The sequence below is a fragment of the Flavobacterium sp. genome, assembly GCF_017744675.1.
Classification (GTDB): domain Bacteria; phylum Bacteroidota; class Bacteroidia; order Flavobacteriales; family Flavobacteriaceae; genus Flavobacterium.
The window spans coordinates 135,087-150,195 of record NZ_JAGIAV010000008.1 but is presented as its reverse complement, the minus strand read 5'-3'; the positions used below and the strand labels follow the sequence as shown (position 1 = coordinate 150,195).

The following is a 15,109-nucleotide window of genomic DNA, read 5'->3' as shown; positions in this document are numbered from 1 at the left end:
TTTTTTATATTAGAATGCAATTGTTGCTTCGAATACTAAACCTTCAAATTTACCACCATAAAAGTTGTTTAGATTTCCAGTAGCAGGATCTCCTGTAAATTGTGAATAATCTTTATATTTTTGATTAACATAGTTTAATTTAGCTAAAATGTTTTTAGTCATAAACCAGCCAGCACTTGCTTCAAATTTATCTACAGTAACCTTTTTAGCATCGGCATTAGATAATTTTCCAGATACCGTATTGTATTTTCCTCCGATATAGAATTGTTCCGTTTTTCCGAATCTGTAAATAAGCTCTGAAGCATATTGATTAGCGGTACGTTTGTCGTCAGTACCAGCTTTATCTCCTCCTGAAGCTAATTCGATAGTTCCGAAGAATTCAAGTCCTTTGTATTTTACAAAAGGGTTAATCATGTAGGTAGTAGCCCAATTTTTGAAATTAGGGTTAAACGTTGCCTCTGGAGTAGATGTCTTGCTGAAACTAGTAGGAATATCAGTAGTAGTTGTAGAAATAACAGTACCGTTAGCATCGGTCTTAGTAATAGTATTTTTATAAGCGTTATTATTCAATACACCCCAATAACCAAATCCTGATCTATTAGCAGAGTAAATGTTTGCATTACCAAGATTTGCATTATGGTAATAAGAACCAGTTAATCTTATTCTTAAATCTTCATTAAGCTGTTTGTCATAACCAAGTTTAGCTAAGATTGAAGGACTATGTGTTGTATTTGCATTTGGACCAGAAGGGTAGAAAACTTCTTCGTTACTTTGATTCAAATTACCGTTTGTAACACCTAACATACTTACCAAACCATTTCTATTGTAGTAAACCTCCATACCCATTTCTGTAGTGAAAGAATACATGATGTTATTTCCAACAAATGCATTTCGTATTGTATTACCATTATCAGAACCTCTGAAATGAGCATCACCAATATTGTTCTCCATTTGCCCAATTTTAATGGTAGCATACTTCATGAAATCGGCTAAGAAGTCTTTTTTGATGAAGTCTAATTTGTCAATTTGCAAGTAACCGCCTTTCACATAAGAATCATTGTGATGTCTTGAAGCTAAATAAACATCTAAATTTACTCTTACTCCATCAAACAATTGAGCGCCAATATACATATCAGCAGCGGGAAGCGTAAAATTATTTTCGGTATTCATTAAACGATATCCTGTAATTGATCTAGTGGTAGTACCCCCAGCTGTAGTAGTTATAGTCGTAATGTTATTAGGTTGGTCGTTGAATGAATTTGTTGCTTGAAAATCCATATTGAAAGCTCCACCAAGGTCAATACTAAGACCTTTAAATTCTCTATTGTCTTTTTGAACGTCAAAAACGTTGATACCATCTTTACCTCTAGAAATTTGGTTTTGCATATTTCCAAAGCTCACTTGTGCCTGGACGGTAAAGGTGCTGATTACCGTAATAAGTAGGATATAAATCTTCTTCATGGCTTATAAATTAAAGTTTAAATTAAATTTTATAGTCAGGTCTTGCCCTGTTTTTATTGTTCCAAGCATTGCTGTTGGAGACTTCATTCCGAATTCTGTAAAAGTGATTTTATTAGATCCCTGAAGGTTTAATCCATCTTTTGTAACAGTAGTTTTTACAGATGTTTTATAAACTTTGCTAACTCCAGCAATGGTGTAAGTTCCCGTTAGTTCCCAAGTAGTTTCATTTACTTTTTCAGCAGATTTAAGAACATATTTAATTTGTTTGTTTTTATCTGTTTTTAGGGTTTCATAAGCCACTTTATCCATGCTTTTTTTCTCGCTTTTTACACTTTCTGCCAAAAGAGTAACTGTCAAAGCTTCTATGTCGGTTAGTTTTCCATTAGCAATGTTTAAAGTGGCTGTTCCAGTTCCAGAAGCCGATTTCATTTCCCAGTCATGAAGTGTAGAGGTGCCCGCTACAGAAAAAGTTGATTTGCTATCTAAGGTGTATGATTTTTGTGCTGTAGCAAATGAGGTAATTCCTAAAATTGCAACAACAAGAGCGAATAATTTTGTTTTATTAGTTTTCATTTTTGTCATGTTTTTATTGTAAAAAATAAGTTAAGATATAGGCTTGTTTCTTTTAGTACTAAGAGTTGTTATTTTAACTTGTATCAAAGATCAGCCTATATATCAGCTTATTTTATGATAAAAGTCATTGTTAAAATTTTATTAAATAGCTATTTAATAACTACAACGTTTTCATTTTTTTAGATTCCGTTATCAAAGCAAAAAACAATACAGAGTTTTGTCAAAATGCTAGTTTTTAACATTTGATTAGAAAAAATGAAATCTTAAAAAAGATGTTTTTTTAAGAATAGAAACTGGTTCTTTTTAGCTTAAAATGATATTGAAGATTACAGTTAAATCTTTTCCTGCTTTTACAACTCCAAGAGCAGCTTTAGGAGGAGTCATTTCAAAATCGCCAAAAGTAATTTGGTTAGAACCTTGCAGAATAATTTTTCCTTGGCTTGTCGTTACTTTTACCTGAGTTTTATATTCTTTGCTTACACCTGCAATAGTATAAACTCCTGTTAAGTTCCAGGTGTTCTCATCTATCTTTTCAGCAGATTTTAAAATGTATTCAATATATTTATGGGTTTCGGTATCTAGAGCTTCATAAGCGACTTTGTCCATACTTTCTTTATAGCTTTTTAAGCTTTCGGCCAATAATGAAACCTTTAAACTGTTTATGCTGGCAAGCTTAGAATCTTTAACTATTAAATTGGCCATTCCTGTCCCTTCAGTAGATTTCATTACCCAGTCGTGTACTGTAGAAGTTCCTGCTACTTCAAAAGTTGAGTTTGCGGCTACGCTATAATTCTTTTGTGCATTTGCTTGTAATGCTATTGCTGTAAAAATTACAGTCAGTAAAAATGATTGAATTGTTTTCATGTAGATAAAGTATAGGTTAATCATTCAAATGAGGAAGCTTTAAGATCTTCTTAGTGGTAAAAGAATCAAAAGCTATCCTTATTTTTTAGGCCAAAATTATCGCGCGCGCGTAGAAAACGGAATGATAAAAATCATGGCTAAAGTTTTATTAAATAGTTATAGTTAAGAGCGTGAAGGTCTATTATTGCTGAGATTGTATCTTTTTTGAAATAAGATTTAAGTTTAAATGGTTTATTATTAGTGGATTGTGTTTCTTTTGTTGAAAAAGAATGTTATCGCTTTTTTTAATCTATTTTTTGGGAGAAAAAATCAAGAAAAAAGCCGTAAAGCGCTTTAAGTTTTAGAAAATACTGGAAATAAGTTAACTTTGCAGCATGCAAATGGAGAAAAAAGACATACGAGCCTTATCAAAAGAACAGCTTCGCGATTTTTTTGTTGAAAATGGAGATAAAGCTTTCCGAGGAAATCAGGTTTACGAATGGTTATGGAGCAAAGGCGCTCACAGTTTTGAAGACATGACAAACGTGGCAAAAGCTACAAGGTCTATGCTTGAAAATAACTTTGTAATCAATCACATTAAGGTTGATACAATGCAAAAAAGTAGTGATGGAACGGTAAAAAATGCCGTAAGGCTTCATGACGGACTTGTGGTTGAATCTGTTTTAATTCCGACAGAGACTAGAACTACTGCTTGTGTTTCTAGTCAGGTTGGGTGCAGTTTAGATTGTAATTTCTGCGCTACAGCAAGATTAAAAAGAATGCGTAATCTAGAACCAGGTGAAATTTATGACCAAGTTCTGGCTATTGATAAAGAAAGCCGTTTGTACTATAATCATCCGCTTTCGAATATTGTTTTTATGGGAATGGGAGAACCTTTAATGAATTATAACAATGTCATTAAAGCAATTGACATGATTACTTCAGAAGAAGGTTTGGGAATGTCTCCAAAACGAATCATGGTTTCGACCTCAGGAATTCCGAAAATGATCAAGAAAATGGCAGACGATGATGTGAAGTTTAAACTGGCAGTTTCTCTACACTCTGCTATAGACGAAACTCGCGCTCGCATTATGCCTTTCAGTAAAAACTTTCCTTTAAAAGATTTGCGAGAAGCTTTAGAATATTGGTATAGAAAAACCAAAAGCAAAATCTCGTACGAATATGTAGTTTGGAAAGGAATCAACGACGATAAAGCTTCTGTTGATGCTTTGGTGAAATTCTGTAAATACGTGCCTTGTAAAGTCAATTTAATTGAATACAATCCAATTGATGATGGAGAATTCCAGCAAGCTTCAGAAGAATCAATCATGGCGTACATAAAAGCACTAGAAAATATCGGAGTAGTAGTAAAAGTGAGAAGAAGCCGAGGAAAAGACATCGACGCCGCTTGCGGTCAATTAGCCAACAAAGAAGCATAAACATACTCCGCTAGGAAGGTAAGATTGGTAATAAAAAAAGAATCAAGGTACTTCAAGATATACTCCGCTAGGAGTATTTGGTCGGTAGAATTTGGTGGATAACATTTGGTCGGTAGTAATAATGGTAATGTTAATAATGTCCCAGCGGGACATTTGAATACAAAAAAAAAGCATTAAAAACGAGAAACTTGTTTTTATGCTTTTTTTTTGGACAAAATAGACAATTTATTTTTTCAAATCTACTTCTTCTGTAACTCCGTCTTTAGTAACTTTTGCAAGAGTATCGCATTCTCCGTTTCCATAATCGATAGTTGCCGTAGCACCATTTTTAGTTATAGAAACGATTCCTTTTACAGCAAAAGATTTTCTGCAAGCCGCATTAAATTCTAAAGGAGTTGTAATTTCTGCTGAGAAAGTATCTCCGTTAGGAAAAGTTGTAGAGCCGCTTCCGGTAACTACAAACACATTGTCGTCCCAGTCAAACCAAGTATCATAACCAGAAGTCATTTCTTTTATCAAAGTCCCTTTTCTAGTGTAAACTTTTCCATCATCAAAAGTAATAGTCAAATCTATAGCAGCTGTAGAAACAGGATGTGGCGTTACTAATATATTGGTTTCTTTAATAGTTCTCACAATACTTTTGCTTCCCTGAATTTTTTTGCCATTATGGTAAAAACCTTCAAAAGTATAGCTGATAGTTTGGGTAGAAGAAGTAAAATCGTTTGAAAAAGAAACAACCATTTTACCTTTTACCGTATTTCCGTTATTGAGCGTACAGCCTTCCATACCAAAATCTACCGTTTTTGTCCAAGTGTTATTGGTTAAAACCGTAGTAATTGTGGCACAGCTCGGAAGATAATTTTTTATTGTCCCGCTTGGTTTTGAATTTACATTCAGCTGAGCGCTAAATTGATCTTCGGCAATGTTAGTAACATCCTCAACAGAAGCATCGATCTTAGAGTTGGCTATAATCTCGTCGTTGGTAATCTTTGCTGTCGATCCGTCATTTGTTTTTTCATCAGAATTACAGCCAATGAAAAAAGACATAGTAATACAAGTGCTAATTAATAAAAGTTTTGTTTTCATAAATAAATAGTTTTGGGTTCTTCTTTTAAGTCAATGAATTCAAATCAGTATTAGTTAGAGCTATTTTTGGAGTTTTTTTTCAGATTAAGACATAAAATATTTAAATCCTAACTTAAAATAGACAACGTATTTTTATTTAAAATAGTATATTTGGAGTCTAAATGAATATTACATCTCAAATAAAGCAGCCTATTTTTAACGAGATGGAACTTTTCGAGAAAAAGTTCCATGAGTCGATGACCTCTAAGGTTGCCTTATTAAACCGAATCACCTATTATATCGTAAACCGTAAAGGAAAACAGATGCGTCCGATGTTTGTTTTTCTTACTGCAAAAATGGTTTCTGGCGGTACGGTAAACGAAAGAACCTATCGCGGAGCTTCAGTAATCGAATTAATTCACACCGCAACTTTAGTACACGATGATGTTGTAGACGACAGCAATCGCCGCCGCGGATTTTTCTCAATCAATGCGCTTTGGAAAAATAAAATTGCCGTTTTGGTCGGAGATTATTTATTGTCTAAAGGATTATTGCTTTCTATTGACAATGGCGATTTCGATTTACTGAGAATTATTTCTGTAGCCGTTCGCGAAATGAGCGAAGGAGAATTGCTTCAAATAGAAAAGGCAAGAAGACTGGATATTACCGAAGACGTTTACTACGAAATCATCAGAAAGAAAACCGCAACGCTTATTGCAGCTTGTTGTGCGCTTGGCGCGAAAGCCGTAATCGAAGATGATATTCAGGTCGAATATATGCGCAAATTCGGCGAATTGATCGGAATGGCTTTTCAGATCAAAGATGATTTATTTGATTATAGCGACGAAGCAATCGGAAAACCAACCGGAATAGATATTAAAGAGCAAAAAATGACTTTGCCTTTAATTCATGTTTTAAATACTTGTACTCCTCAAGAAAAAAAGTGGCTTATAAACTCCATTAAAAACCACAACAAAGACAAAAAACGCGTAAAAGAAGTGATTGCCTTTGTAAAAAACAATAATGGTTTGGCTTACGCCGAAAACAAAATGGTGCAATTTCAGCAAGAAGCACTTGCATTACTTCAAAACTTCGAAGATTCAGAATACAAAGACGCTTTGACTTTGATGGTCAATTATGTTATTGAAAGAAAGAAATAATCTTTTTTAATTAGATAATCAGAAAATTTGTCAATCAGAGAATTGGTTTACTTCGTTGTAAATCAGTCATGTATTGATGTGTCTTGGAATTTGGAGTTTTTTTATTGAAATTTTTCAAACCTCATGCAACCATTTCAAATCGACAATCGTCTATGCTAATAGAAGTCTGTTTCTAAAACCAAAAACCGAAAGCTTATTAATGAAAATTATTCAGTTACATCAAGAAGAAACTAAAATCATAAAGCTGGCTGCCGAGAACAATCGTCAGGCGCAGCAACAGATTTATAGTAAGTTTTCTTCAAAAATGTTAAGTGTATGCCGTCAATATATAAAGGACATTCAATTGGCAGAAGATGTAATGATAACAGCTTTCATGAAAGTGTTTACCAATATAAGCAAGTTTGAACACAAGGGAAGTTTTGAAGGCTGGATCCGCCGAATTATGGTTAACGAATGCATTTCGTATTTAAGAGTTCAGAAAAAAGTAAAATTTACCGAAGATGAATTTTTTGTTGAAGAAAGCTTTAACGAAATCGACAGTCAGTTTACTGTAGAACAAATTCAATATTTAATTGATGCTTTGCCAGACGGCTACAAAATGGTTTTCAATTTATATGCGATTGAAGGTTATAAACACAATGAAATTGCCAAGATGTTAGGAATAAACGAAGGAACATCAAAATCGCAATTGTCGCACGCTAGAAAAATGCTGCAAACACAAATTACTATTTTAAAAAAACAAGATAATGGAACCGAATAATTTTGAAAAGGATTTCCGTGAAAAACTAAACCAACGTAAAATTGAACCAAGCAACAAAGCTTGGGATCGATTAGATGCAATGTTGAGTATAGCAGAAGAGAAAGAACCAATTAAACTTAAGTCGAAAAAATCAAAAAGAAAATGGCTGTTTATTGCGGCTAGTCTGGTTGGGTTTTTATTGGTTGGAATGCTGTTTTTCAATCAAAATAAAAAGGCGATTAAAACACCAGAAACAGTAGTTGTTGAAAAAGAGAAAGAAACCAAAACCAACATCAAAGAAGAATCACTAACAGAACCGATTTTAAATGCTATTGATTTGGCTAAAACAAAAACTGCAATTGCAGAAAAAACTTCAGTAACTAAAAACGAAAGAAGTAATCCGAGAGTTTCGGGACAAACTTCAAATAAAATTATTAAAAACGAATCAAATCCAATAGAGGAGTCTTCAATCATCATCAAAAACAATCAAGAAAAACAATCAACAAACAATCAAACCGCAGTTGCTGAAACTTCAAAAAAAGAAAGTGTCGACCAATTATTAGAAACAGCCGAAAATAAGGTCTTAGTACAAAATCAGAACAAAAAAGCAAAAGTAAAAATCAATGCTGCCGATTTGCTAAATCAGGTAGATGGCGAGCTGGAACTTTCTTTTAGAGAAAAAGTAATTACTAAGGTGAACAAAAATCTTCAAGAAGTTAAGGTAGCTATAACCAACAGAAATCAGGAAGACAAAAAGTAGCGTTCTTGATTAACAATTTATAATTAAAAAAATCATCATCAATCAAATATTCAATCATTTTAAAACAATCAATCATGAAAAATTTTACCATTTATCTTATACTTTTCTTCTTTTTGGTAGTGAGCAAAGTAATAGGACAGGAGACTTTTGAGTCTGAAGCAAAAAGAATTGCCAATAAAATAGAGAAAATCACAAAAGAAGAAAAAGAGACTTTAAAGGAAGAAGTTGAAGCTGTAAATGTGCAATTGTCTGAAGGGAAAATTACACAGGAACAAGCTGATAAACGCAAAAAGGAATTGGCCGAAGCAAGAGCGGTAATTATAGAAGAAAAAGTGACACTAGCTCAAAATGAATTAAATGATTTGGTTCAGAAAAAAGTAGACGGAAAAATAAAAGAAGATTCTGCTAAAATCTACATGATTCGATGGAAATCATATAGCCATCATAAAGATTCTATTCGAAGCGAAAAAAGAACAACCTCGCAATTTGTATTTGCTATGGGACTAAACAATATGTTGGCAGATGGAAAACTTCAGGATTCGAATTATAAATTTATGGGGTCGCATTTTTACGAATGGGGTTTTACCTATAATTCAAGATTAATGAAAAACGATAATCTGCTTCATGCGAAATACGGACTTTCATTAATGTACAACAATATACGCCCGACAGATAACAGAAGTTTTGTTGTAGATGGAGAACAGACTAATCTAGTAGAAAATCAAGTTCATTTGACCGAATCTCGTTTCAGGAATGTATATCTGGTTGTGCCAGTACATTTAGAATTTGATTTTACAAGACCCATAGAACGCAACGGGAAAACCTATTTTAAGACACATAAAAGTTTTCGTTTTGGAGTTGGAGGTTATGCCGGAATCAACGTAAAATCAAAACAGATTTTAAAATTTGAAGAAGAAGATTTAAAATACAAAACCACTATAAAAGGCGATTACAATGTAAATAATTTCATTTACGGTCTGAGTTCGTATATCGGTTATAGAGAATTGAGTTTGTATTTTAAATATGATTTAAACCCATTATTTCAGAATAATCTAGTAAAAGAGAATAACATTTCGTTAGGACTTCGTGTAGATTTAAACTAAAATTACTGGTCGTTTAGTTAGTGAAAAGAGCATCTCTAGTGAGATGCTTTTTTGATTTAAAAAATGAGTAAAATTCCAACAAGATTTGCGTATTTTTGCTAGCTCTCAACTTTTAAAATTTAAAACACTTTGATTTCACAAACCACCATTGACGCTGTTTTTGAAACTGCTCGAGTAGAGGAGGTTATCGGCGATTTTGTAAATTTAAAGCGCGCAGGAAGTAATTTTAAAGGTTTAAGTCCATTCTCAGACGAGCGTTCTCCTTCCTTCATGGTGTCGCCAGCAAAAGGAATCTGGAAAGATTTTAGTACGGGAAAAGGAGGGAATTCGGTTAAATTCTTAATGGAGCATTCGCAATTTACCTATCCAGAAGCCATTCGATATTTAGCTAAAAAATACAATATCGAAATTGAAGAGACCGAACAGACAGAAGCCGAAAAAGCAAATACAGACATTCGTGAAAGTATGTATTTGGTTTCTGAATTTGCAGCCAAATATTTTCAGGATGTTTTGGTAAATTCTGAAGAAGGAAAGGCGATTGGTCTATCTTACTTTAAAGAAAGGGGATTTACGAATGAAACTATCAAAAAATTCAATTTAGGATATTCTCCAGAAACTTGGGATGCTTTAACAAAAGAAGCATTGGGGAAAGGCTATAAATTAGAATTTCTTGAAAGTACAGGTTTAACAATTCCGCGAGAAGACCGACCTTTCGATCGATTTAAAGGCCGTGTAATGTTTCCGATTCAAAGTATGTCGGGACGTGTTTTAGGTTTTGGCGGACGTATTTTGACCAATGATAAAAAAGCAGCAAAATACCTGAACTCGCCAGAAAGCGATATTTACCATAAAAGTAAAGTTCTTTACGGAATTTATCATGCTAAGCAATCTATAGCCAAACAAAACAACTGTTACCTAGTTGAGGGTTATACCGATGTGATTCAGTTTAGTCAAGCAGGAATCGAAAATGTTGTGGCATCTTCTGGAACAGCATTAACGCCAGATCAGATTCGTTTGATCAATCGTCTTACAAGAAATATCACCGTACTTTTTGATGGAGATGCGGCTGGTTTGCGAGCGGCCATTCGAGGAATTGATTTGATTTTGGAAGAAGGTATGAATGTTCGTGTTTGTTCTTTTCCTCAGGGAGAAGATCCAGACAGTTTTGCACGAAAAAATTCGCACGACGATTTAGTTGCTTATCTAGAAAATAACAGTAAAGATTTTATCCAGTTTAAGGCTTCTATTTTAATGGGCGAAGCTAAAAACGACCCGATAAAAAAGGCCGATCTGATTCGCGATATGGTTACGAGTATTTCTAAGATACCAGACCGAATTCAGCGTGAAGTCTATATTCAGGAATGTGCCCGAATCATGGATATTTCTGAACAGGTGTTAACGAGTACCTTAGCGCAGCTGATTCAAAAAGATATAGCCGATGCTAATAAAAAGCAGAAACAGGAGCATAAACCTTTTGAAGTTGTTAGAAATCAGCCTCCGCATGCAGGCACATTTTCAGGAGGAGATCCAGAAGATCCAAGAACAGGACCGCCAGAAGGTTATGATTATCCAGGAGATCCAGGATATTATCCGCAAGAGCAAAATCAAAAAGTAGATATTTTATACGGTTTTGAAAGAAAGGTTATTGAAATTTTATTATTGTACGGAAGTGTAGTAGAAAATTTTGAGGATGTTTTCTTGAAAGCAGATGAAGAAGGAAACGTAAAAGAAATTTCTGAAAAAAGACAATATAAAGTATTCGAAAAAATATATTTAAGTCTTCAGGAAGATGAAGTAGAGTTGTCTAATGCTCTATTTCAAAATATTTATAAGAATATTATTGATTTTTATAATCAAAATGAGACTTTTAGTTTAGATAAATATTTAATGCATTTGGAGCCAGAATTTGCTCAGGAAGTAACCAATATTTTAATGGAAGACGAAAGGCTAACCATTCATAATTGGGAAGGACAGAATATTTTTCCGAAGCATAAAAGCGAAACCATCGAACAGAATGTTTCAGATACTATATTTTCTATGAGATGGTATTTGGTTTCTGGCATTATTGCAGAATTAAAAAACTCTCTTTTAACCAATCCGCAGGAAGACAATTCAGAAATTCTGAGTATGGTTATCGATTATTCTAAACTGCTGAATAACTTTTCGAAAAAATTAGGGCGAGTAGTAGTGCCTTACCACTAAAAAGAAAAAAAACTCTATCTTATTTTGAGATAAGATAGAGTTTTTATAAAGTTTCCGATTTCTTAAAAAGTTAAGATTTTCGACTTGTAATTAAATAATTTCTAAAGTCTTCGCTTTGTTTACTAAGTCAACTAAATTAGTAACGTTCAATTTAGTTAATAATCTCAGTTTGTAAGTACTGATCGTTTTTTCGTTCAGGTTTAAGATTTTAGAGATTTCGTTATTTTTCTTACCATCACTTAAATAACGTAAAACCTCGATTTCACGGTTAGATAATTTTCTGTACAGACGCTCGCTTTTGCTTTGTTTAGCAATAAGTGCCATGTTTTTGCGTACTGTTTCGTTGATGATAATTTTTCCTTCGTGTACTTTAATAATAGAATGACCTAATGTTTCAAGTTTTTCTGTTTTGTGTACATACCCGGAAACTCCTGCTTTAATTGCATTTGGAGCATACATTTGCTCAGCAAGATCACTGAAAATAACAATTTTTGTTTTTGGGAAATTCTTTAGGATAGATTTAATTTCAAAAATACTTGAAAGACCTTCTAACTCTAAATCTAGAATTAAAATGTCGATCTCCTTCGTTTGAAGAATATCTCTTACCATTGAAAAATTGCCTACGTTGGCAACAATTGAAATTTGATCGTGGTCTTTGAAATAAGACTTAACGCCAAAGTGCGTAACAGGATGATTGTCTGCTAGACATACTTTAATCATAATTTTTACCTTTTTTAGAATTGTTCATGTTTTTGGAACTGTAAAATTAATAAATAAATTCTGTAATTAATTGCAGACAAATGTTAAAATTCTTATTTTAACGTTTTTGGGATCAAACAAACTGGAATTGGATCCATTTTATGCTTGTTGCTGGTGTTTAATCGTTTATAAATTTCAAAGACAGATTTTTCTCTCCCTTCAAAGTCAGATGCCGTCTTTCCTGACTCCGCGGCCAACATTGCCCATTCTAGTTCATCATAACTTGCTCCCAATTGGTCCTCATCGGTACGATTATCTCCAAATAATCCATCAGTAGGTGCTGCTGTTAAAATTGATTGTGGAATTTGCAAAAATTCTCCTAAAGCGTATACATCAGATTTCATTAAATCGGCAATCGGACTCAAATCGACACCTCCATCTCCATATTTTGTGTAAAAACCTACACCAAAATCTTCTACTTTATTTCCTGTTCCGGCAACAAGCAGACCATGAATTCCTGCTAAATAATATAAAGAAGTCATTCTAATGCGAGCACGAGTGTTTGCCAAAGCTAAATTTACTTTTGCTGTATCATCTGTTGAAGGTACAGCGCTTTTAAAAGATTCAAAAACTCCCGTTAAATCAGTTTGAACATCAGAAACATTTGGAAATCGTTTTTTTAGTTGGTCAATATGCTCTCTTCCTCTTGAAACTTGGCTTTCTGCCTGATGAATTGGCATTTCTACACATAAAATTTTCAGTCCTGTCTGTGCGCATAAAGTTGAGGTTACTGCAGAATCTACACCTCCAGAGATTCCAATTACAAAACCGTTTACTTTTGCATTAGTAGCATAATTTTTTAACCACTCTACAATGTGCGTATTTACTTTTTCTGTTTGAATTGTGCTTTTTTTAGCCATAATAGTTTAAGTTTTAAGATGCAGGGATGTATATTTGCAGAATTATTTTGAGTATGCAATTACTTAAAATTCTGATAACACAAATCTAATTAAAATAAAATGAAAATTTATCGCTTTGCAGTGGTTCTGTGCCTGTTTTTTTTGTCTTGCAACCAAAAAAGTAAGGTTGAAAAAGAAGTAGAAGAAATTCCTGTTGATATTAAAGTAGAACGATTTGATAAGGTGTTTTTTGAAACCAAACCGCAAGATCTTGCAAAAATAAAAAAACAATATCCTTTTTTCTTTCCAGGCAATGATGATAATGTCTGGATTCAGAAAATGAACGATCCGATTTGGAGAGAAGTTTATGAAGAAGTTCAGAAGAAATACAGCAATTTTGAGCCTGTTCGCAAAGAGTTTAATGAGCTTTTCCAGCACGTAAAGTATTATTTTCCTAAAACTAAAATTCCGAAGGTAATTACGGTTATTGGAGAAATGGACTATAATGCAAAATCGATTTATGCAGATAGTCTTGTAGTTGTAGCTTTAGAATTGTATTTGGGAAAAAATCATAAATTTTACGAATTTCCGAACTACTTAAAAGAGAATTTTGAAGAAAGACAGATTATGCCAGATGTGGTCTCTAGTTTTTCTTATCGAAATATTCCAAATTCGATAGATAAGAGCTTGGTTGCCCAAATGGTTTTTGAAGGAAAACAGCTTTATGCAAAAGATCTTCTGATTCCAGAATATACAGATGCAGAAAAAATGGGGTACACTCCTGAGCAGATAAAATGGTGTGAAGAAAACGAAGCGTATATGTGGCGTTATTTCATAGAAAATGAAATGCTTTACAGCGACGATCCGAAATTGAGAGGGCGATTTATAGCTCCAGCACCTTTTTCAAAATTCTTTTTAGAAATAGATAACGATTCTCCAGGGCGAGTGGGAGCTTGGATTGGCTGGCAGATGGTACGTTCTTACATGAAAAATAATAGTGATGTTTCTTTGGCTGAATTGTTTAAGCTTGAGCCAAAAGAAATCTTCGAAAAATCAAAATATAAACCTAAGAAATAATGGCAAATATAAACTCAGAGATTAAATTTAATATAGAATTGGATGAAAACCGCGTTCCTGAAAAATTAACGTGGAGTGCGCAAGATGGCGGAGTTCAAGCCGAAGAGGCAAAAGCAATAATGCTGTCTATTTGGGATAGTAAAGCAAAAGAAACCATGCGTATCGATTTGTGGACAAAAGATATGCCGGTAGACGAAATGAAGATTTTCTTCCACCAAACTTTGGTGGCAATGTCAGACACTTTTAAGCGTGCAACAGACGACGAAAAAATGTCGGATACCATGAAAGATTTTTGCGATTACTTTGCAGAAAAACTAGAATTGACAAAATAAACTTTTAAAGTTCTAATAAATAAAAAATCCCAAATTCCAATTTACTACTTTGGAATTTGGGATTTTTTTATTGGAATTTAGCTTTTTAAATTGAATTTAAAAATCCGCTGTTGTTTTTAAAAACCTCTTGGTTTACTTCGTCTATATAAGACAAAAGCTCCTCTTTTCCGATAGATTCTGTAGATGAGGTTATAAAATATTGTGGCATTTCGGCCCAGTTGTTGGCAAACATCTGTTTTTTATAAGCTGCAATATGCGAATCTATTTTTGTTTTGCCGATTTTATCTGCTTTAGTAAAAATAATGCAAAACGGAATTTCGCTCTCGCCCATATACGACATGAATTCAATGTCAATCTTTTGAGCTTCGTGGCGAATGTCAATCAAAACAAAAGCGCAAACTAATTGTTCTCGATTTTCGAAATAATCCGTAATGAACTTTTGAAAAACTGATTTTGTTTTCTTCGAAACCTTTGCATAACCATAACCTGGCAAATCGACCAAAAACCAATTGCTGTTGATTTTAAAGTGGTTGATTAATTGTGTTTTTCCAGGTCTTGAAGATGTTTTTGCTAAGTTTTTATTGTTGGTAATCATGTTTATCAAAGATGATTTACCTACGTTTGATCTTCCTATAAAGGCATATTCTGGTAAAAAATCCTTAGGACATTTTGATGCGTCAGAATTGCTGATAATAAATTCGGCGGTGTTAATTTTCATAGTCTCTCGTTTTAAAACCTCCTAAAAAAAAATAAAATT

General features: G+C 33.5%; 15 protein-coding genes. 8 read left to right on the top strand and 7 right to left on the bottom strand.

Translation table 11 applies throughout. The features are described from left to right. Positions 1-9: 9 nt before the first annotated feature. From J7574_RS21835 to J7574_RS21825, 3 genes are all read right to left on the bottom strand, one after another. Entirely contained in the window at positions 10-1,461 is a 1,452-nt protein-coding gene (locus J7574_RS21835; RefSeq protein ID WP_290973929.1) for a hypothetical protein, read from the bottom strand. Positions 1,462-1,464: 3 nt separating this feature from the next. After that, positions 1,465-2,034, bottom strand: coding sequence for a YceI family protein (locus J7574_RS21830; RefSeq protein ID WP_290973926.1), 570 nt, complete (start codon positions 2,032-2,034; stop codon positions 1,465-1,467). A 303-nt stretch (positions 2,035-2,337) separates the two neighbouring features. Further along, positions 2,338-2,898: a YceI family protein gene (locus J7574_RS21825; RefSeq protein ID WP_290973923.1), complete on the bottom strand. Its 561-nt coding sequence runs from the start codon at positions 2,896-2,898 to the stop codon at positions 2,338-2,340. 374 nt (positions 2,899-3,272) lie between these two features. On the opposite strand from J7574_RS21825, the gene rlmN reads away from it, so the two are divergent. Next, entirely contained in the window at positions 3,273-4,316 is a 1,044-nt protein-coding gene (gene rlmN, locus J7574_RS21820; RefSeq protein ID WP_201998417.1) for a 23S rRNA (adenine(2503)-C(2))-methyltransferase RlmN, read from the top strand. 225 nt (positions 4,317-4,541) lie between these two features. Here the strand turns inward: rlmN and J7574_RS21815 are convergent, their stop codons facing one another. Beyond that, complete coding sequence (locus tag J7574_RS21815) at positions 4,542-5,402, bottom strand: hypothetical protein (protein ID WP_290973916.1); 861 nt, start codon at positions 5,400-5,402, stop codon at positions 4,542-4,544. A gap of 161 nt (positions 5,403-5,563) precedes the next feature. On the opposite strand from J7574_RS21815, the gene J7574_RS21810 reads away from it, so the two are divergent. The 5 genes from J7574_RS21810 to dnaG all read left to right on the top strand — a co-directional run bounded on the left by J7574_RS21810 (position 5,564) and on the right by dnaG (position 11,345). Continuing rightward, complete coding sequence (locus J7574_RS21810; protein WP_290973914.1) at positions 5,564-6,541, top strand: polyprenyl synthetase family protein; 978 nt, start codon at positions 5,564-5,566, stop codon at positions 6,539-6,541. 199 nt (positions 6,542-6,740) lie between these two features. After that, entirely contained in the window at positions 6,741-7,301 is a 561-nt protein-coding gene (locus J7574_RS21805; RefSeq protein ID WP_290973911.1) for an RNA polymerase sigma factor, read from the top strand. After that, positions 7,288-8,040, top strand: coding sequence for a hypothetical protein (locus tag J7574_RS21800; RefSeq protein ID WP_290973908.1), 753 nt, complete (start codon positions 7,288-7,290; stop codon positions 8,038-8,040). Before J7574_RS21805 ends, J7574_RS21800 begins: the two co-directional genes overlap by 14 nt. Positions 8,041-8,114: 74 nt before the next feature. Then, positions 8,115-9,143 carry a hypothetical protein gene (locus tag J7574_RS21795; protein WP_290973905.1) on the top strand — a complete coding sequence of 343 codons (1,029 nt, stop codon included), beginning with the start codon at positions 8,115-8,117 and terminating at the stop codon, positions 9,141-9,143. 129 nt (positions 9,144-9,272) lie between these two features. Then, positions 9,273-11,345 (top strand): DNA primase, encoded by a 2,073-nt coding sequence (gene dnaG / locus J7574_RS21790; protein ID WP_290973901.1) that lies wholly within the window; start codon positions 9,273-9,275, stop codon positions 11,343-11,345. Positions 11,346-11,435: 90 nt separating this feature from the next. Here the strand turns inward: dnaG and J7574_RS21785 are convergent, their stop codons facing one another. Further along, complete coding sequence (locus tag J7574_RS21785; protein ID WP_008467169.1) at positions 11,436-12,065, bottom strand: response regulator transcription factor; 630 nt, start codon at positions 12,063-12,065, stop codon at positions 11,436-11,438. 92 nt (positions 12,066-12,157) lie between these two features. Continuing rightward, a complete protein-coding gene (gene nadE / locus J7574_RS21780) occupies positions 12,158-12,964 on the bottom strand; it encodes an NAD(+) synthase (RefSeq protein WP_290973891.1) in 807 nt (268 codons plus the stop codon). 99 nt (positions 12,965-13,063) lie between these two features. Between nadE and gldB the strand changes: the two genes are divergently transcribed. Both gldB and gldC read left to right on the top strand, forming a co-directional pair. Beyond that, on the top strand, positions 13,064-14,020 hold the full coding sequence (gene gldB / locus J7574_RS21775; protein ID WP_290973889.1) for a gliding motility lipoprotein GldB: 957 nt from the start codon (positions 13,064-13,066) through the stop codon (positions 14,018-14,020). After that, the gene (gldC, locus tag J7574_RS21770; protein WP_008467164.1) at positions 14,020-14,352 is read left to right on the top strand and encodes a gliding motility protein GldC; all 333 of its coding nucleotides are present in this window, start codon (positions 14,020-14,022) and stop codon (positions 14,350-14,352) included. Before gldB ends, gldC begins: the two co-directional genes overlap by 1 nt. Before the next feature lie 85 nt (positions 14,353-14,437). On the opposite strand, the gene yihA is transcribed toward gldC, so the two are convergent. Further along, the gene (gene yihA / locus J7574_RS21765; RefSeq protein WP_290973884.1) at positions 14,438-15,070 is read right to left on the bottom strand and encodes a ribosome biogenesis GTP-binding protein YihA/YsxC; all 633 of its coding nucleotides are present in this window, start codon (positions 15,068-15,070) and stop codon (positions 14,438-14,440) included. Between the last annotated feature and the right edge of the window lie 39 nt (positions 15,071-15,109).